Here is an 18123-nt window from a genome sequence, read left to right on the forward strand (position 1 = left end):
CACGCGGTGGTGACAGCCAGACAGGACGGTGTCACGATGCGTCCGTGCACGTGCTGCTGCTTGCCGAGACCCTGCCCGACGCCGAGCGACTCGCCTCCGCGTGGCGCACCGCCGCGCCCCACGCCACCGCCGCGGCCCGCGAGGTGCGGGTGCCGGGCGCTGCCGGCTCGTCCACCGGAGGGCCGGGGCCGAGCGGCCCGCAGGCCGCCGCACCTGGCCACGGCACGGGCGCCGGCGGCGGAGTCCTGCTGGCCGGCGCGGCGATCCCCGTGGGACGGCCGGACGCCGTCGGGCCGCTCGCCGTCGGACCCGACCGGCCAGGCCCCAGCGCACCCGGCCCGGCGCCGTCCGCCCTGCCGCGCGACGAAGGTGCGGTGCTGGCGGAAGCGGCCGCACGGGCCGACGTCGTCGTGGCGTACGTCACGCGGCTCGACGGCGAGGGGCTGCACCGCGGCGTGGTGGTCGAGGCCGCCGCGGCGGCCGCCCCGCACGCCGTTCCCGTCGTCGTGATCACGGACCGCAGCGAGGTGAGCAGGCGCGAATGGTCGACCGCGGGCCTCAGCGGGGTGCACGAGGCGGCCGACGGAGACGTCACCCGCGTCGCCAGGACCTGGACGCCGGGCTGGGCGCGCTGAACGCCGGACGGTGATGGGCGCGGCCGGTCCGTGGGCGTACGATCTTCAGTACAGACCGGCGACGGGAACAGACGGACGGCCCGATGGGTTGGCACCGCTGAGACATCGACTACCGGTATGTCGAACACGATCGGGAGATGACATGACCGACACGACCACGGACATCGGGACCCACGGCGTCAACGTCACCGACGTCGCCGCGGGCAAGGTCCGTAGCCTGCTCGAGCAGGAGGGCCGCGACGACCTGCGCCTCCGTGTGGCGGTGCAGCCTGGCGGCTGTTCCGGGCTGATCTATCAGCTCTACTTCGACGAGCGTGTGCTCGACGGGGACGCGCTGCGTGACTACGACGGCGTCGAGGTCGTCGTGGACAAGATGAGCGTGCCGTACCTCGAGGGCGCCACCATCGACTTCAAGGACACCATCGAGCAGCAGGGCTTCACGATCGACAACCCGAACGCAGGCAGCGCGTGCGCCTGTGGCGGGTCGTTCTCCTGACCTGAGCTCTGCGTCGGCAACACGTCGCACGACGAGAGCGGGCCGGTCACCTTCACGGTGACCGGCCCTTCTCGTTCTCGGCCTTCTCGTTCTGGGGCAGGTCGTTCCTGGTCAGGCCAGGCGGACCGTGACGGACCAGCCGGTCCAGTCGCTCCCGTCGAGATTCGTCACGTGCTCGTGGGTCGCCACGTGCTCGTGCCCGCGCATGCGGCACCAGGCGGGCACGTCCAGCTTCGCCGCGGGATCGGTCGACAGGACGGTCAGCTCGGTGCCCGCAGGCAGTCCCTTCGCCGCGGCTGCCAGCCGGATCACCGGGATCGGGCAGCGCAGCCCCCTCGCGTCCACCAGCGTGCCGGTCATCACAGGCCGCCCACGCCGAGCATCTCGCGCACGCGAGTGACCGCTCCCGGCAGCACCGCGCAGAAGCGGTCCACCTCGTCGGCGGTAGTGGTGCGGTCAAGGGCGATCCGCACGTTCCCGTGCGTGAGCACGCCCATGGCCGCCAGCACGTGCGAGGGCTCCAGCGTGCTCGAGGTGCACGCCGAACCGGAGCCGACGGCGAACCCGTGCCGGTCCAGTTCCGTCACGAGCGCCTCGCCGTCCACGTAGAGGAACGAGAAGGTCGCGACGTGGGGGAGCCGCCCGTCCGGATCGCCCACCACCTCGACGTCGGGGATGCGGGACACCTCCGCCCGCAGCCGCTCGACGAGCTCCCGGCGCCGCGCCTCCTGTGCTGCGCGGTCCGCCTCGACCGCCTGCAGCGCCACCGCGGCGGCGAACGCGAGCGGCACGCTGACACCGCCGGGCGCCCAGGGATCCTCGTCCTCCGGCCCCACGGGCGCGGTGCGGACCCGCTGCCGGACGGCGAGCACCCCGACCCCGGCGGGACCGCCCCAGTCCGCTGGGTCGGCGGCCAGCAGGTCCCAGGTCGCGGGCACCGCCACGTGCCCGACGCTCGCACCCGCGTCGACCAGCAGCGGGACGCCGGCCGCGCGGGCGGCGTCGTGCACCGCCTCGACGGGCTGGACGGTGCCGACCTCACCGTTCGCGTACTGCAGCGCGGCCAGCGCGACACCTGGCGCGCGGACCGCGGAGATCATCGCGTCGGTGTCCACCCGCCCCAGCCGGTCGACCGGGACCGGGGAAGGGGAGGCCGCCTGCGCGGCACCCGTCGGGTGCGCGCCGCCCGCCGCGTGCGCGGCTGCCTGCAGCAGCGCCGACCGTTCGACGGCGCTGGTCACGATCGCGGTACCGGCACGTCGCCGACCGGCGGCCGCTGACGCGACGGCCGTGTGCAGCGAGGACGTGTGGCTGGGCGTGAAGTGGACCTCCTGGGTCCGTGCACCCAGCACTGCTGCGACCGCCTCGCGGGCGCCGTCGAGCAGACGGGCGGCGCGGCGGCCCTCGGCGTGCAGCCGGCGCGGATCGGCCCACCCGTCGCCGAGCGCCTGCTCGAACGCCTGCCGGGCGAGCGGGTGCCACGGGGCACGGCCGCCGTTGTCGAGATGCACCCGGTCGGGCGTACCGGGGGTGGCGTGGCTCACACGTCCTCCTGCTCCTGGGTCGTCCACCTGATCCTCGCACCCGCGCGGACCGGCCCGCCGCCACCATTGTTCTGACACGACCTGCGCGCATGTCCTGAACAGCCCGGATGGGCGCCCCGGGTGCGGAGTGCGTCACGTCCCCCAGGCCCTCCTCCGGGCATCATCAGGCCCCGGAGCGCGCTAGGCTGCATCCCATCGAGGACGAAGGTTCTGCGTGGAGCTCGGGAGGAAACCGGTGCGACGCGCCGGACGAGACGTGAAAGGCCTCCCTTGCACTCGAAGGCACCTACCCGCACCCGTCGGGCCATCCTGCGTACGTCGGCTCTAGCCGTCGCTGTCGCAGTTGTGGCTACCGGCTGCGCAAGCGAATCCGTCCAGCGCGGATACCTGCCCGGCTACAGCGACGGGGAGGTGACTAACCAGACTGCGCGCATCACCGATCTTTGGGTGGGCTCGTGGATCGCTGCCCTGCTCGTGGGCATCGTGACGTGGGGCCTGATCCTGTGGTGCATCGCGGCGTACCGGAAGCGCAAGGAAGACCACCAGCTCCCGATACAGACGCGCTACCACCTGCCGCTCGAGCTCATGTACACGGCCGTGCCGCTGATCATGGTGCTCGTGCTGTTCTGGTACACCGACCGGGACGTGACCGAGATCAACAGGGTCGACGGCACCGCGACCGAGCACATCCAGGTCATCGGCAAGCAGTGGAGCTGGGACTTCAACTACCTCGACGCCGATGTCTACGACTACGGCGAGCACGAGGCGGACCCGGGCAGCGTCACCAAGGAGGACGAGCTCGACGGCGCCATCGGCACCTCGAAGTCGTTCCCGACGCTCTACCTGCCGGTCAACGAGACGGTGGAGTTCACGCTCGACTCGCGCGACGTCATCCACTCGTTCTGGATCCCTGCGTTCCTGTACAAGCAGGACATGATCCCGCAGCGGACCAACACGTTCCAGGTCACGCCGACCCGTGAGGGCACCTACGCCGGCAAGTGCGCCGAGCTCTGCGGCGAGTTCCACTCCGGCATGCTCTTCAACGTGAAGGTCGTCTCGGCGGAGGAGTACGACGCCCACATGGCGGAGCTCGCGGCCAAGGGCCAGACCGGCGCACTGGGCATGGACCTCGCCCGTACGCAGGGTCCCGTCGACACCGAGGAACCGGAGGCTGAGCACTGATGGCCGCAGCAACCACGACCGAGCTGATCCCGGGCCTGGCGCCCGGACGACAGACGCTCGGCCGGACCGTCATCAAGTGGATCACCTCCACTGACCACAAGACGATCGGGTACCTCTACCTGATCTCGTCGTTCCTGTTCTTCTGCATCGGCGGCCTGATGGCCCTGCTGATCCGTGCGGAGCTCTTCGAGCCGGGTATCCAGCTCGTGCAGAGCAAGGAGCAGTACAACCAGCTGTTCACGATGCACGGCACCGTGATGCTGCTGCTGTTCGCCACCCCGCTCTTCGCGGGCTTCGCGAACGTGATCATGCCGCTCCAGATCGGTGCGCCCGACGTCGCGTTCCCCCGCCTGAACATGTTCGCCTACTGGCTGTACCTGTTCGGCGGCCTCATCACGGTGGCCGGGTTCCTGACCCCGCAGGGTGCCGCGTCGTTCGGCTGGTTCGCCTACGCGCCGTTGTCGACCACTACCTACAGTCCGGGGCTAGGTGGTGACCTCTGGGTCTTCGGCCTCGCGCTGGCCGGTTTCGGCACGATCCTCGGTGCGGTCAACTTCATCACCACGATCATCACGATGCGCGCGCCGGGCATGACCATGTTCCGGATGCCGATCTTCACGTGGAACACGCTGATCACCAGCCTCCTCGTGCTGATGGCGTTCCCGCCCCTTGCGGCCGCACTGTTCGCGCTCGGCGCGGACCGTCGCCTCGGCGCGCAGATCTTCAACCCGGAGAACGGCGGCGCCATCCTCTGGCAGCACCTGTTCTGGTTCTTCGGGCACCCCGAGGTGTACATCATCGCGCTGCCGTTCTTCGGCATCGTGTCCGAGATCCTGCCGGTGTTCAGCCGCAAGCCGATCTTCGGCTACAACGGTCTCGTGTACGCGACCATCGCCATCGCCGCGCTGTCGGTGACGGTGTGGGCGCACCACATGTACGTGACCGGCGCCGTCATGCTGCCGTTCTTCGCCTTCATGACGATGCTCATCGCGGTGCCTACCGGTGTGAAGTTCTTCAACTGGATAGGCACGATGTGGCGAGGGAAGCTCACCTTCGAGACGCCGATGCTCTGGTCCATCGGCTTCCTCGTGACGTTCCTCTTCGGTGGCCTGACGGGCATCATCCTGTCGAGCCCCGCCCTGGACTTCCAGCTGTCCGACTCGTACTTCGTGGTGGCGCACTTCCACTACGTGGTGTTCGGCACCGTGGTGTTCGCGATGTTCGCCGGCTTCTACTTCTGGTGGCCGAAGATGACCGGCCGCATGCTGTCGGAGCGCCTGGGCAAGTGGCACTTCTGGCTGCTGTTCGTCGGCTTCCACACCACGTTCCTCATCCAGCACTGGCTGGGTGTCGAGGGCATGCCGCGCCGGTACGCGGACTACATGCCCCAGGAGGGCTTCACCTGGGAGAACCAGGTGTCCACGATCGGCGCGTTCATCCTCGCGGCGTCGACCCTGCCGTTCCTCTGGAACGTGTACGTCACCTCGCGCAAGGCGCCCAAGGTCACGGTCGACGACCCGTGGGGCTACGGCCGCTCCCTGGAGTGGGCCACGTCCTGCCCGCCGCCCCGGCACAACTTCGCCTCGCTCCCGCGCATCCGCTCGGAGTCGCCGGCGTTCGACCTGCACCACCCCGAGGTCGTCGCCATGGAGCACCCGGAGTACAACCGTGGCGTGCTCGACAACGTCTACGGCGAGGCCGACCGGCGCGGCCAGGAAACTCAGGCCCAGCAGCGCGCAGCCGGCGACGGCGGCGAGTCGGGCCAGAGCAGCACCACGATCGTTGACGAGCAGCCGGACGAGGGGACCAGCAAGTGAAGATCGAGAGCAGGCTGTTCCTCTGGGGCACGCCCCTGTTCGTCGGAGCCGGCATCGTCTACGGCTTCATGACGGACTGGACCGAGCCCGTCGGCTACCTCGGTATGCCGCTGGTCGGCGGCCTCGTGGCGATGATCGGTGCGTACCTGGCCCTGACGGCCCGGCGCATCGACGCTCGCCCCGAGGACGACCCGAACGGCAACATCGAGGACGCCGCGGGCGACCAGGGCGTCTACGCCCCCTGGAGCTGGTGGCCGCTGGCGATCGCCGGCTCCGCCGCGATCTGCTTCCTCGGCCTGGCGGTGGGCTGGTGGGTGCTCTACATCGGCTTCTGCCTGGCGATCATCGCGCTCGTGGGCTGGGTCTTCGAGTACTCCCGAGGTATCCACTCGCACTGAGCCGTCTGTCGACGAGGTAGAACCCTGGCGAGATAGAACTGCAGCGAGGTAGAACTTGAGCGCAATGCTCGCGTTCTACCTCGCTGCAGTTCTATCTCGCCAGGGTTCTCTCGGCGGGCCGGGTCAGCGGCTGGCGGCCATCCAGCGCTCCAGCGTGGCCTGCGCCGCTCCGGAGTCCACGGCCTCGGCCGCGAGGCCGATCCCGGCGGTGAGACGCTCGACGAGCGTCCCGGAGCCGGCTCCGGTGCCCGGCAGGGTGCCGTCGGCGACGAGGCCGGACGCCGCGTTGAGCAGCACGGTCTCGCGAACCGGCCCGTCCTCCCCGGCGAAGACCGCACGGGCGACGGCCGCGTTGTAGGCGGCGTCCTGGCCACGCAGGTCCTCGACCTTGATGCGGGTCAGCCCCAGGTCGGAGGCGGGGTCGAGCCGGTGCTTCGTGACCGCGCCGTCGGCCACCTCCCACACGGTGGAGCTGGCGGTGGCCGCGAGCTCGTCCAGGCCCTCGTCGCCGCGGAACACCAGCGCGGACTTGCCGCGCTCCGCGAATACACCGGCCATCAGCGGGGCCATCCGCGCGTCGGCGCAGCCGACGGCGGCCGCGCGCGGCTGGGCCGGGTTGGTGAGCGGGCCAAGGAAGTTGAAGGCCGTCGGCACGCCGAGCTCCCTGCGGGTGACTCCCGCGTGGCGCATCGACGGGTGGAACACCATCGCGAAGCAGAAGGTGATGCCCGCCTCGCGCGCGATCTGTGCCACGCGCTCGGGGGTGTGGTCCAGCCGGATGCCGAGCTCCTCCAGCACGTCCGCGCTGCCCGACGACGACGAGGCCGCCCGGTTGCCGTGCTTCACCACGCGGAGGCCGGTGCCCGCGATGACCACCGACGCCATCGTGGAGATGTTCACGGTGTGCGCGCGGTCGCCGCCCGTGCCGACGATGTCCACCGAAGGGCCGGGCACGTCGATCCGGGTCGCGTGCCGGACCATGGACTCGGTCAGGCCGGCGAGCTCCTCGACGGTCTCACCCTTGGCGCGCAGCGCCACGAGGAAGCCGCCGAGCTGGACGGGGGAGACCTCACCGGTCATCACCTGGTCCATCGCCCACGCGGCTTCCGCCTGGCTCAGGTCCGTGCCGGTGATGAGTCCGGACAACAGGCCCGACCAGGTGGGTGCCTCGAGGTTCACGCGGTACCCGCCCCGGGGGTGGCAAGGAGCTTCGCCACTGCCTCCTGGACCTTGATGGCGTCGAGCGGGCGGGACACCACGCCGTCGGCCAGGGACCACGAAGCCAGCCAGGTGTCCGCGGGCCGGCCCGTGAGGATGAGTACCGGAGGGCACTCGTAGATCTCGTTCTTGAGCTGGCGGCACAGCCCCATGCCGCCGGTCTGGTCGGCCTCACCGTCGAGGACGAGCAGGTCCCACGTCTCGTTGTCGGCCTTGTCCACCACCGCGGCGGGGGTGGCGATCTCGAGCCACTCGATGTCGGGCGCGCCCGCGTGCAGGCGCGGTCCGACGGCGAGTCGGACCTGCTCACGCACGGTGCGGTCGTCGCTGTACAGGAGGACTCGCGGGCTCGACGTCGCCACACCGTCCGCACCTGCGCTGGTCACATCCGTCGTCATGCCGGTCATGCGTCGATCGTGGCACAGTCCCCGCTCTCGCGGCAGATTTGTCCGTGCTCTTTTCATGGCACTCTGCGGAATCGCGTCAGCAAGAGACGCCGCAGGTAGGGCGTTGGAAGGACTTTGTGAGATTCGACGCGAGCGTCGCTGGTGCTTCGGCGTTCGGGACGGTCGAACGTCGGCCATAATGGCTGTCGTGTCGACCGCAACGGCTGCAGCCACCCCCACACACCAGCACGTGACAGTCAATCGTCCGAACCCGGTCTCGGTCGGAACGATCGTCTGGCTCGCTAGTGAGCTCATGTTCTTCGCAGCGCTCTTCGCGATGTACTTCACGGTCCGGCAGACCATGCCGGCCGAGGAGTGGGCGCTGCAGGCGGACAAGCTGAACATCACCTTCTCGACGATCAACACGATCGTCCTGGTGCTGTCCTCCTTCACCTGCCAGTGGGCGGTCTTCAAGGCAGAGGCGTTCAAGCCGTCGCGCTCCGGCAAGCTGTACCAGTTCTGGACGTGGGGCATGCACGAGTGGCTCACGATGACCTACGTGATGGGCGCGTTCTTCATCGGCGGTCAGATCTTCGAGTACACCGAGCTGGTCCACCAGGGCCTGACGATCTCGTCCAGCGCCTACGGCTCGGTCTTCTACATGACCACCGGCTTCCACGGCCTGCACGTCACCGGCGGCCTGATCGCCTTCCTCTTCGTGCTCGGCCGCTCCTTCGCCGCCAAGCGCTTCGGTCACCACGAGGCCACCACCACGATCGTCACGTCTTACTACTGGCACTTCGTCGACGTGGTGTGGATCGCGCTGTTCGCGGTGATCTACCTGCTGCAGTGACCTTGTGGTACCTGCGCCCAGGGCGCGGGTGCGACGCGGCCACGTGCGGTGGCATAGGTTCAAGACAGAGAAGCTCAAACACTCAAAGCGAGACGAGGACATTTTCGTGAAGGCACTCGCCGCCCGCAGGCACCACCGGTTGGCGCCGGTCGTGCTCCTGCTGCTGGCGCTGCTGACCACGGGTGGCATCTATGCCGCCCTGGCTCCGAGCACGGCTAACGCCGAGACCGTCAGCACCGCGGACATCGAGACCGGTAAGAAGCTGTTCCAGGCCAACTGTGCGACGTGCCACGGTGCGAGCGCTGAGGGTAGGGACGGCGTGCCGTCCCTGGTGGGCGTCGGCGCCGCCGCCGTCGACTTCCAGGTGTCGACCGGTCGTATGCCGATGCAGATGAACGGCCCGCAGGCGCTGGAGAAGCCGCGGCAGTTCGACGAGGAGCAGACCGCGGCCCTTGCCGCGTACGTCGCCTCGATGGGTGCCGGTCCTGCCATCCCCACCGACGAGCAGGTCGACGCAGCACAGGGTGACCCCTCCAACGGTATGGCCCTGTTCCGCACCAACTGCGCCATGTGCCACAACGCCGTGGGCGCCGGTGGCGCACTCTCGGAGGGCAAGTTCGCCCCCTCGCTGTGGGAGACGTCGGAGCGGAACATCTATCAGGCCATGCTCACCGGCCCGCAGTCGATGCCGGTGTTCAACGACGCGAACATCACGCCGGACGAGAAGCGCGACATCGTCTCCTTCCTCGTCGAGCAGCGGGAGGGTTCGGCGGGCGGTAACGCGCTCGGCGCCCTCGGGCCGGTGTCCGAAGGCCTCTGGGCCTTCGCGATCGGCCTCGGCCTGCTCATCGGCGCCGCTGTGTGGATCGGAGCCAAGTCCTCGTGAGCGACAACCAGAACCCCCCAGCCGACACGTCCAAGGACGTGACGGTCGCCCCTCAGGCAGGCACCGCAGTCGGGCCCGCCGACCGGTTCCCCGACCCGGGTATCCCTGAGCACAAGCACCGCCTCACCGACACCGACCCGCGCGCCGCGAAGCGTGCGGAGCGGACCGTCACGATCCTGTTCGTGCTGTCGATCCTCGGCACCATCGGCTCGATCGTCGCCTACGTGATGGTCCCGCCGGACGGCACGACGGCGGGCGTCCGGCTGTCGACGCTGCTGATCGGCCTCGGCCTCGCGGTGTCGCTGCTCGGCATCGGCGTCGCGGGCATCCACTGGGCCAAGGCGCTCATGGGTGACCGCGAGATGGTCCAGGAGCGGCACCCGCTCGCGTCGTCCGACGAGACCCGCGCGGACGCGGTCAAGGACCTCAACGACGGCCTCCAGGACTCGGGCGTCGTCGGACGCCGCGGCGTGCTCAAGGGCGCGTTCTTCGGGGCCCTGGCGCTCTTCCCGCTGGCTATCGCCGTGCCGCTGATCGGCTCCGTGGGCGGCGACTGGAACATCTCCAAGTTCAAGCACACGATGTGGAAGCAGGGCACGCGCCTCGCGATCGACCCGTCGGGTCGTCCCATCAAGGCCTCCGACGTCACCGTGGGCTCGGTCTTCCACGTCGTCCCGGAGACGACCGAGGAGTTCCGCGAGACGCACGAGTGGATCACGGAGAAGTCCAAGGCCGTCGTGCTGATGGTGCGCCTCAACCCGGAGGACCTCCGGACCGACCAGTCCCCTGAGGGCGAGACCTGGTCGCACGAGGGCATCGTCGCCTACTCGAAGATCTGCACGCACGTGGGCTGCCCGGTGGCGCTCTACGAGCAGCAGACCCACCACCTCCTGTGCCCGTGCCACCAGTCGACGTTCGACATCGCGGACAGCGCCAAGGTCGTCTTCGGCCCGGCGAACCGTCGGCTGCCGCAGCTGCCGATCACCGTCGACGACGAGGGTTACCTCGTGGCGCAGGACGACTTCGCCGAGCCCATCGGCCCGAGCTTCTGGGAGCGTCTGAAGTGAGCACCGCCACCCACGACACCAAGCGCGAGGCACCGGCCAAGCCGACGACGACAGTCGGCAAGGCGGCCGACTACCTCGACCAGCGCACCACGATCGGCGTGATGGTCAAGGAGTTCGCGCGCAAGGTCTTCCCGGACCACTGGTCCTTCATGCTGGGCGAGATCGCCCTGTTCTCCTTCGTCGTCCTGATCGCGTCGGGCTTCTTCCTGACGATGTTCTTCGAGCCGTCGATGGCGCTCACCACCTACGAGGGCGAGCACCCGGCGAACATGCACGGACAGCTCATGTCCGTCGCGTTCTCCTCGACCCTCGAGATGTCGTTCGAGGTGCGCGGCGGTCTGCTCATGCGGCAGATCCACCACTGGTCCGCCCTGATCTTCATGGCCTCGATCGTGGTGCACATGATGCGCGTGTTCTTCACCGGCGCGTTCCGCAAGCCGCGTGAGATCAACTGGATCGTCGGCATCGTCCTGATGATCCTGGGCCTGGCGGCCGGCTTCACCGGCTACTCGCTGCCCGACGACGTCCTGTCCGGCAACGGCCTGCGCATCACCGACGGCGTGGTCAAGTCGATCCCGCTGATCGGCTCGCCCCTGTCGTACTTCATCTTCGGCGGCGAGTTCCCGGGCCACCACATCGTGCCCCGCCTGTTCACCCTGCACATCTTCGTGATCCCGGGCATCCTGCTGGCCCTGATCGCGCTGCACCTGTTCCTGATGGTGCTGCAGAAGCACACCCAGTACCCGGGTGGCGGCCGCACGGACAAGAACGTGGTGGGCTATCCGGCGGCGCCGGTGTACGTCGCCAAGATGACGGGCAACTTCTTCATCGTCGCCGGTGTGCTGACGTTGATGGGCGCCACGATGTCGATCAACAACGTGTGGAACTACGGCGCGTTCGACCCGTCGCCGGTGTCCGCGGGAGCTCAGCCGGACTGGTACATGCTGTTCCTGGAGGGCTCGCTGCGACTGATGCCAGGCCAGGGCACGGAGTGGGTCATCTTCGGATACACGCTCCCGCTCAACGTCCTGGTCCCCGCGGTGGTCATCCCGGGCATCCTGTTCACATTCCTGATCGTCTACCCGTTCCTCGAGGCCCGGGTCACCGGTGACGACAAGGAGCACCACGTGCTGGACCGGCCGCGCAACCGGCCGGCGCGCACAGGTCTGGGCGTCGCGTTCCTGACGGCGTTCATCCTCCTGGCGCTGGCGGGGTCGAACGACCTCATCGCCACGCACTTCGGGCTGTCGATCAACTCGATCACCTGGGTCTTCCGGATCCTGTTCTTCGTGGCGCCGGTGTTCGCCTACTGGGTGACCAAGCGCATCTGCCTCGGGCTGCAGCGCAAGGACCGCGAGCTCGTGCTGCACGGTCACGAGTCGGGCCGCATCGTCCGCTTCGCGAACGGTGAGTACATCGAGGTCCACACTCCGCTGAACGAGCAGGAGCGCTGGCTGCGGGTCAACTACGAGGCGCCGGCTCCGCTGGATATCGCCCCGAAGACGGACGCACGTGGTGTGAAGCGCAAGGGCTACGGCTCCGACAAGCGCTGGCAGGGTCTGTCCCGGTTCTTCTACGAGGACCGCGTCGCACCTGTCAGCCCGGCGGAGGTCGAGGCCGCGCACTCGCACGGCGAGCACGACCAGCTCAACGGATCCGAGCGCCAGGCCGTCGAGGCCGGCGCAGGAACCACCTCGCGGGAGCACTGAGCGACCTGCGACACCAAGCGATGGCCTGTGTCTCCCGGTCCGCGAATGCGGCCGGGGACACAGGCCATTGCCGTCCCGGCGGGCACCACACAGGCGCACGACCAGGACGGCGTCTTCCCCTGCGCACCGTCCGGTGTGCGGACCGATCCTGGAGGTACCTCAGCAATGGCTGTTTACACGCTCCCTGACCTCACCTACGACTACGCCGCGCTCGAGCCGCACATCTCGGGCAAGATCATGGAGCTGCACCACTCCAAGCACCACGCGACGTACGTCAAGGGCGCCAACACTGCCCTGGAGCAGCTCGAGGAGGCCCGCGAGACGGGCAACCTGGCAAACGTCAACAAGATCGAGAAGGACCTCGCGTTCAACCTCGGTGGTCACATCAACCACTCGATCTTCTGGACGAACATGGCGCCCGAGGCCGGCGGCGAGCCGACCGGCGACATCGCGAGCGCGATCGACGAGCACTTCGGTTCGTTCGAGAAGTTCAAGGCGCACTTCACCGCTGTCGCCGCCGGCGTGCAGGGCTCCGGCTGGGCAGTGCTGGCCTGGGACTCCGTCGGCCAGAAGCTGGTCGTCGTCCAGCTGTTCGACCAGCAGGGCAACATCCCCTTCGCGCTCACCCCGGTCCTCATGCTGGACTGCTGGGAGCACGCCTACTACATCGACTACCTGAACGTGCGCCCGGACTACATCAAGGCCTGGTGGAACCTGGTGTCCTGGAGCAACGTCTCCGAGCGCCTGGCCCGCGCCAAGACGCAGACCGCTGGTCTCATCGTCGCGTCGGCCTGACGGTCTGACCGTCTGATCGCCTGACCAGGTCCGGCGCGCCTCGCGGGGAGACCCGTGGGTGCGCCGGATCTGTCGTGTCACGGATCGCCCGGCTATTTCGTCGTCAGAGGTGGAAAGCTGCGCCCGGGTCGGTGTCTACTGGATAGGCACGGATCGATAGGCGCGTATCTCCTACCTCAGGGGTGATGACGTGGCAAAGCCGCAACGTCCGACCACCGCGATCGGCAAGACCGCCGACTATCTGGACCAGCGCACGAGCATCGGCGTGCTCGTCAAAGAGCTCGCACGCAAGGTGTTCCCGGACCACTGGACCTTCATGCTGGGCGAGATCGCCATGTTCTCGTTCGTCGTACTGATCGCGTCGGGATTCTTCCTCACGATGTTCTTCGAGCCGTCGATGGCCCTGGTGCGTTACGAGAGCGAACACCCGGCAAGCATGCACGGGCAGCTCATGTCGGCGGCCTTCCGCTCCACCGTGGAGATGTCGTTCGAGGTGCGCGGCGGTCTGCTCATGCGGCAGATCCACCACTGGGCGGCCCTGATCTTCGTGGGCTCGATCGTGCTGCACATGTTCCGGATCTTCTTCACCGGCGCATTCCGCAAGCCGCGCGAGATCAACTGGCTCGTCGGGCTGACCATGCTGATCCTGGCGCTGGCGGCCGGCTTCTCCGGCTACTCGCTGCCCGATGACGTCCTGTCCGGCAACGGCCTGCGCATCATCGACGGCGTCGTGAAGTCGATCCCCGTGATCGGCTCCTTCATGTCGTTCCTGGTCTTCGGCGACGAGTTCCCGGGCGGGCACATCATCCCGCGGCTGTTCACGCTCCATATCTTCGTGATCCCGGGCCTGCTGATCGCACTGATCGGCCTGCACCTGTTCCTCATGGTGCTGCAGAAGCACACCCAGTACCCCGGCGCCGGACGTACGGACAAGAACGTGGTGGGCTACCCCGCGGCGCCGGTGTATGTCGCCAAGATGACCGGCAACTTCTTCATCATCGCCGGTGTGCTGACCCTCATGGGCGCCACGATGGCGATCAACAACGTGTGGAACTACGGCCCCTACGACCCGTCGCCCGTCTCGGCGGGTACGCAGCCGGACTGGTACATCCTGTTCGTCGACGGTGCCCTGCGGCTCATGCCGGGCCCGGGCTGGGAGTGGGTGATCGGCGGCTACACACTGAGCATGAACCTGCTGATCCCGGCCCTGATCGTGCCGGGAATCCTCTTCACGCTGCTGGGCGCATGGCCGTTCATCGAGGCCCGCGTCACCGGGGACCACCGTGAGCACCACGTGCTGGACCGGCCGCGCAACCGGCCGGTGCGCACGGGTGTGGGCGTCGCGCTGTTGGTGGCGTTCGTGGTCTGTGCCCTGGCCGCCACGAACGACCTCATCGCCACGCACTTCTCGCTCGACATCTTCGCGATCACCTGGGCGCTGCGCGTACTCCTGATCGTGGGGCCCGTGTTCGCGTTCTGGGTGACGAAACGCGTGTGCCTGGGGCTGCAGCGCAAGGACCGCGAGCTGGTGCTGCACGGGCACGAGTCGGGCCGCATCGTGCGGTTCGCCAACGGCGAGTACGTCGAGGTGCACACCCCGCTCGACGAGGAGGAGCGCTGGCTGCGCGTCAACTACCAGTCGCCCGCACCCCTGGAGATCGCGCCGCTCACGGACTCGCGCGGCGTGCGGCGCAAGGGCTACCGGTCCGAACGCCGTTGGCAGAGGCTGTCCCAGTTCTTCTACGAGGACCGCGTCTCACCTGTCACACCCGCGGAGCTGGCGGCCGCGCACTCGCACGGCAAGCACGACGAGATCGAGGCGCGTGACGAGATCGAGGCGAAGGCGCCGACCGGGGCCGGCACGGCTCCCGGGCGGCAGGACCGCGGCTAGGCGCGCCTTCGGGGCAAGGCCTGCGGTTGTGGCGCGTGCTGGCTGGGCTGAAGTTCGTTCGGCCCAGGCTGGTAGATGTGGCCTGAGCTGAATTGTTGCCTTGCCGAACTAAGCGGCTCCAGGCTGAACGAAATTCAGCACCTCTGGCACCCGCTGCCGGAGGTGAGCTCGCCTCGGCGAGCTTCGCCCGGCGCCCGCCGCGACCTGTCAGTCGTCGAGCCCCAGGGCGAACGCCTGCTCGAGGTCTGCCTTCGAGAAGGCGCGGAAGGCGATGAGGGTCTCGGTGTTCTGCACGCCGGGCACCTTGTTCACCGCGTCGGACACGACACCGGCGAGCTGCTCGTGCTCGGGTACGCGCACGATGGCCACCAGGTCTGTCTTGCCGGTCACCGAGAAGACTTCGCTCACTCCGTCGATGTTCGCGACCTCCTGCGCGACCTCGGGGATGCGGGACGTCTCGGCGTCGATGAGGACGATCGCGGTCAGCATGCCGTCATCGTATCCACGTGCAGCGGGTTCCCGGGTTCCGGAACACCGTCGTCCGTGCTGATCTCCCTGCCGATCGCCGTGGCGGGCGTGCTGCCGAGCTCCGCGCTGATCTCGGTGCGCACCCGGTCCGACGCCCAGGTCAGCTCGGCGTGCGCACCGGCCGCGCGCACCGGACAGGCCCAGGTGTCGCTGAGATGCACGAGACGCACGCCGGGGGAGTCGAGCCAGGCGATCAGGAGGTCGGTCTCCTCCGGGTGTGCCGCCGGCGCCGGGGGAATCGGGGGTTCGACGTGCTCTGCGGTGGTGCGCAGCGCCGAGACCAGCGGAAGGGGGTTGACCCCTGGTTCCGAGACGTCGGTGGCCGCGAGCCGGCCGTGCTTGATCACCACGATCTCCCAGCCGCCGGGGCGGCCCGGTGCGTCGCCGATACCGGAGGGGCGGGCAGCGACCAGCTCGGCGCACGCCGCGAGGGGCGCCAGCTTCTGCGCCCGGTGCGCGCCGGAGACGAACGCGCGCAGCCGCCGGGTGACCTCGCCCGCCTCCTCGTACCGCTCCTGGTGGGCGAGCGTGGCGATCCGGTCCGAGAGCGCGCGCACCACCGGTGACGGATCACCGGTGAGGGCGCGGCGGGCGGCGTCGGCCACCTGCTCGTAGGACGTGTCGGGGCCCTCCGTCGCGATGCACGGCGCGGAGCAGCGGCCCATGCCCGCCAGGGCGCACGGGCTGCCGGCCGTGCGGGAGACCAACGGGATGCGCGCGGTGCACTGGCGCAGGTTCAGGGCGTCGTGCAGGGCGTGGACGGCCTCCTGCGCGGTGCGCCGGGACGCGAACGGGCCGATGTGCACGGCGCCGGCCACCACGCCGCCCACCACCGAGAGCCGCGGGTAGGCCTCGTCGGTGAGCCGTACCCAGGAGTGCCGCTCCGGGAACTTCGACCGCCGGTTGTAGCGAGGCGCATGCTCGGTGATCAGCCGCAGCTCGCGCACCTGCGCCTCCAGCGGCGTCGCGCACGCCACCGGGGTGACCCGCTCGGCGATGCGCACCATCTCGGTGATCCGCTTCCGCTTCTCGGCGGCGGTGAAGTACGACCGCACCCGCTTGCGGATGTTGACGGACGTGCCGACGTACAGGACCTCGTCGCCCGGTCCCCGGAACAGGTACACGCCGGGCGCGGCGGGCAGGTCGTCGGCGAGGTGCCGTTTGCGGCGTACCTCGGGCGGCACCGGGTCGGCGGCCGTGGCCAGGTCTTCCAGGTGCGTGATGCCCATGGGCGCGAGGCGGTCGAAGAGCGCGTGCAGGACGTCGACGGTCGCGCGCGCGTCGGCCAGCGCGCGGTGGTCGGGGGAGACGCTGGCGTGGAAGAGGTTGGCGAGCGTGGACAGCTTGTGGTTGGGCGCCTCGTCCCGCGTGACCAGGCGCCGGGCGAGCGGCACCGTGTCGACGACGGTGAACCCGGGCCACTCGTAGTCGAGCCGCGCGCACATGGCCTTGAGGAAGCCGACGTCGAACGGCGCGTTGTGCGCCACGAGCACCGTGTCGCGCGCCCACTCCAGGAAGCTCGGCAGCACCAGCGCGATGTCCGGCGCCGTGGCGACCATGGCGTTCGTGATCCCCGTCAGCCGCGCGACGAACGCGGGGACCGGCTGGCCGGGGTTCACCAGCGACTGGAACTCGCCCAGCACCTCGCCGCCGCGTACCTTCACGGCGCCGATCTCGGTGATGCCGCCCTCTGTGGCGTTCGTTCCGGTGGTCTCGAGGTCCACCACCACGAAGGTGACGTCCCGCAGCGGCGTGCCGAGCTCCTCGAAGGTTGCCTGGTATGCCGACGCGCTGATGCTCACGGGGCAGAGGCTAGCCGGAGACACTGACACGCTTGTTCGAGCCTCGCCGTCAGGTGGGAAGGCCGCACGGTCCGGCGGCGGTTCAGACCCAGGTCTCGCCGGTCAGCTGCTCGTAGATCTCGATGTAGCGGGCGCGGGTCTCCGCGACGACGTCGGAGGGGATCTCCGGGCCGGGGTAGGTGCGGTCCCAGTCCGTGAGCGTCGAGGACCAGTCGCGCACGAACTGCTTGTCGTAGGACCACTGCCCGCGGCCGGGCTCGTACTCGCTCGCCTTCCAGAAGCGCGAGGAGTCCGGCGTGAGCACCTCGTCGGCGAGCGTCAGGACGCCGCCGGCGTCGGTGCCGAACTCGAACTTGGTGTCCGCGATCAGCACGCCGCGCTCGCGCGCGATCTCGGCGCCGCGCTCGTAGATCGTCAGCGACAGGTCCCGCAGGCGGTTCGTCGTCTCCTCGCCCAGGTCCTTGGCGATCTCCTCGATGGAGATGTACTCGTCGTGACCCTCGTCGGCCTTGGTCGACGGCGTGAAGACGGGCTGCGGCAGCCGGTCGGCCTCCACCAGGCCCGGCGGGAACGCGACGCCGGACACGCTGCCCGACTCGCGGTAGCTCTCCAGGCCGCCGCCCGCGAGGTAGCCGCGCACGATGCACTCGACGGGGACGATCTCCAGGCGCTTGCAGCGGACCGCGCGGCCCTTCCACTCCTCCGGGACGTCCTCGCTGATCACGTGGTTGGGCACGAGGTCGGCGAACTGCCGGAACCACCACAGCGAGATCTGCGTGAGGATCGCGCCCTTGTCGGGTACGGGCGTCGGCAGCACGACGTCGTACACCGACACACGGTCGGAAGCCACCAGGATTACGTCGTCGCCGTCCGCGTAGACCTCGCGAACCTTGCCCTTACGGATCAGTTCCACGCG

Annotated in this window: 18 protein-coding genes; 11 read left to right on the forward strand and 7 right to left on the reverse strand. The window is 69.1% G+C overall.

The window, feature by feature from the left end; translation table 11 throughout:
* Positions 1-44 precede the first annotated feature (44 nt).
* Together AB0I32_RS15365 and erpA are read left to right on the forward strand one after the other, a co-directional pair.
* Complete coding sequence (locus AB0I32_RS15365; RefSeq protein WP_357507396.1) at positions 45-635, forward strand: hypothetical protein; 591 nt, start codon at positions 45-47, stop codon at positions 633-635.
* 142 nt (positions 636-777) lie between these two features.
* A complete protein-coding gene (erpA, locus tag AB0I32_RS15370) occupies positions 778-1131 on the forward strand; it encodes an iron-sulfur cluster insertion protein ErpA (RefSeq protein WP_108495706.1) in 354 nt (117 codons plus the stop codon).
* Positions 1132-1242: 111 nt separating this feature from the next.
* Here erpA and AB0I32_RS15375 read toward each other — a convergent pair whose 3' ends face one another.
* Together AB0I32_RS15375 and AB0I32_RS15380 are read right to left on the reverse strand one after the other, a co-directional pair.
* Complete coding sequence (locus tag AB0I32_RS15375) at positions 1243-1491, reverse strand: sulfurtransferase TusA family protein (RefSeq protein ID WP_116676043.1); 249 nt, start codon at positions 1489-1491, stop codon at positions 1243-1245.
* Positions 1491-2675: an aminotransferase class V-fold PLP-dependent enzyme gene (locus AB0I32_RS15380; RefSeq protein ID WP_357507398.1), complete on the reverse strand. Its 1185-nt coding sequence runs from the start codon at positions 2673-2675 to the stop codon at positions 1491-1493. The genes AB0I32_RS15375 and AB0I32_RS15380 overlap by 1 nt, the downstream gene beginning before the upstream one ends.
* A gap of 270 nt (positions 2676-2945) precedes the next feature.
* Between AB0I32_RS15380 and coxB the strand changes: the two genes are divergently transcribed.
* The 3 genes from coxB to AB0I32_RS15395 are packed head-to-tail and all read left to right on the forward strand — an operon-like array spanning position 2946 to position 6072.
* Complete coding sequence (coxB, locus tag AB0I32_RS15385) at positions 2946-3857, forward strand: cytochrome c oxidase subunit II (protein ID WP_357507400.1); 912 nt, start codon at positions 2946-2948, stop codon at positions 3855-3857.
* Positions 3857-5674 (forward strand): cytochrome c oxidase subunit I, encoded by a 1818-nt coding sequence (gene ctaD, locus AB0I32_RS15390; protein ID WP_357507402.1) that lies wholly within the window; start codon positions 3857-3859, stop codon positions 5672-5674. The genes coxB and ctaD overlap by 1 nt, the downstream gene beginning before the upstream one ends.
* Positions 5671-6072: a cytochrome c oxidase subunit 4 gene (locus tag AB0I32_RS15395; RefSeq protein ID WP_357507404.1), complete on the forward strand. Its 402-nt coding sequence runs from the start codon at positions 5671-5673 to the stop codon at positions 6070-6072. Before ctaD ends, AB0I32_RS15395 begins: the two co-directional genes overlap by 4 nt.
* Before the next feature lie 123 nt (positions 6073-6195).
* On the opposite strand, the gene trpD is transcribed toward AB0I32_RS15395, so the two are convergent.
* Entirely contained in the window at positions 6196-7251 is a 1056-nt protein-coding gene (gene trpD, locus AB0I32_RS15400; RefSeq protein ID WP_357507406.1) for an anthranilate phosphoribosyltransferase, read from the reverse strand.
* On the reverse strand, positions 7248-7697 hold the full coding sequence (locus AB0I32_RS15405) for a hypothetical protein (protein WP_357507408.1): 450 nt from the start codon (positions 7695-7697) through the stop codon (positions 7248-7250). The genes trpD and AB0I32_RS15405 overlap by 4 nt, the downstream gene beginning before the upstream one ends.
* A 178-nt stretch (positions 7698-7875) precedes the next feature.
* On the opposite strand from AB0I32_RS15405, the gene AB0I32_RS15410 reads away from it, so the two are divergent.
* The 6 genes from AB0I32_RS15410 (at position 7876) to AB0I32_RS15435 (ending at position 14877) form a co-directional block, all read left to right on the forward strand.
* Complete coding sequence (locus tag AB0I32_RS15410) at positions 7876-8529, forward strand: heme-copper oxidase subunit III (protein WP_357507410.1); 654 nt, start codon at positions 7876-7878, stop codon at positions 8527-8529.
* A 106-nt stretch (positions 8530-8635) separates the two neighbouring features.
* Positions 8636-9415: a c-type cytochrome gene (locus AB0I32_RS15415; protein ID WP_357507412.1), complete on the forward strand. Its 780-nt coding sequence runs from the start codon at positions 8636-8638 to the stop codon at positions 9413-9415.
* Positions 9412-10482: a Rieske 2Fe-2S domain-containing protein gene (locus tag AB0I32_RS15420; RefSeq protein ID WP_357507414.1), complete on the forward strand. Its 1071-nt coding sequence runs from the start codon at positions 9412-9414 to the stop codon at positions 10480-10482. The genes AB0I32_RS15415 and AB0I32_RS15420 overlap by 4 nt, the downstream gene beginning before the upstream one ends.
* On the forward strand, positions 10479-12191 hold the full coding sequence (locus AB0I32_RS15425; RefSeq protein ID WP_357507416.1) for a cytochrome bc complex cytochrome b subunit: 1713 nt from the start codon (positions 10479-10481) through the stop codon (positions 12189-12191). The genes AB0I32_RS15420 and AB0I32_RS15425 overlap by 4 nt, the downstream gene beginning before the upstream one ends.
* 165 nt (positions 12192-12356) lie before the next feature.
* Entirely contained in the window at positions 12357-12986 is a 630-nt protein-coding gene (locus tag AB0I32_RS15430; protein WP_357507418.1) for a superoxide dismutase, read from the forward strand.
* Positions 12987-13176: 190 nt separating this feature from the next.
* Complete coding sequence (locus tag AB0I32_RS15435; RefSeq protein WP_357507420.1) at positions 13177-14877, forward strand: cytochrome bc complex cytochrome b subunit; 1701 nt, start codon at positions 13177-13179, stop codon at positions 14875-14877.
* A gap of 207 nt (positions 14878-15084) precedes the next feature.
* On the opposite strand, the gene AB0I32_RS15440 is transcribed toward AB0I32_RS15435, so the two are convergent.
* The 3 genes from AB0I32_RS15440 to AB0I32_RS15450 all read right to left on the reverse strand — a co-directional run bounded on the left by AB0I32_RS15440 (position 15085) and on the right by AB0I32_RS15450 (position 18120).
* Positions 15085-15366 carry an Lrp/AsnC ligand binding domain-containing protein gene (locus AB0I32_RS15440; protein ID WP_116676031.1) on the reverse strand — a complete coding sequence of 94 codons (282 nt, stop codon included), beginning with the start codon at positions 15364-15366 and terminating at the stop codon, positions 15085-15087.
* Entirely contained in the window at positions 15360-17207 is a 1848-nt protein-coding gene (locus AB0I32_RS15445) for a DEDD exonuclease domain-containing protein (RefSeq protein ID WP_357507422.1), read from the reverse strand. The genes AB0I32_RS15440 and AB0I32_RS15445 overlap by 7 nt, the downstream gene beginning before the upstream one ends.
* A gap of 82 nt (positions 17208-17289) precedes the next feature.
* The gene (locus AB0I32_RS15450) at positions 17290-18120 is read right to left on the reverse strand and encodes a phosphoribosylaminoimidazolesuccinocarboxamide synthase (RefSeq protein ID WP_357507424.1); all 831 of its coding nucleotides are present in this window, start codon (positions 18118-18120) and stop codon (positions 17290-17292) included.
* Positions 18121-18123 lie beyond the last annotated feature (3 nt).

This window comes from Promicromonospora sp. NPDC050249, from assembly GCF_040656015.1.
In the GTDB taxonomy this organism is placed as follows: domain Bacteria; phylum Actinomycetota; class Actinomycetes; order Actinomycetales; family Cellulomonadaceae; genus Promicromonospora.

Excerpts from the sequence above, each read along its gene's own strand:
- erpA (WP_108495706.1), top strand. The coding sequence starts at position 778 with ATGACCGACACGACCACGGACATCGGGACCCACGGCGTCAACGTCACC.
- AB0I32_RS15375 (WP_116676043.1), bottom strand. The coding sequence starts at position 1,491 with ATGACCGGCACGCTGGTGGACGCGAGGGGGCTGCGCTGCCCGATCCCG.
- ctaD (WP_357507402.1), top strand. The coding sequence starts at position 3,857 with ATGGCCGCAGCAACCACGACCGAGCTGATCCCGGGCCTGGCGCCCGGA.
- AB0I32_RS15405 (WP_357507408.1), bottom strand. The coding sequence starts at position 7,697 with ATGACCGGCATGACGACGGATGTGACCAGCGCAGGTGCGGACGGTGTG.
- AB0I32_RS15410 (WP_357507410.1), top strand. The coding sequence starts at position 7,876 with ATGGCTGTCGTGTCGACCGCAACGGCTGCAGCCACCCCCACACACCAG.
- AB0I32_RS15430 (WP_357507418.1), top strand. The coding sequence starts at position 12,357 with ATGGCTGTTTACACGCTCCCTGACCTCACCTACGACTACGCCGCGCTC.
- AB0I32_RS15440 (WP_116676031.1), bottom strand. The coding sequence starts at position 15,366 with ATGCTGACCGCGATCGTCCTCATCGACGCCGAGACGTCCCGCATCCCC.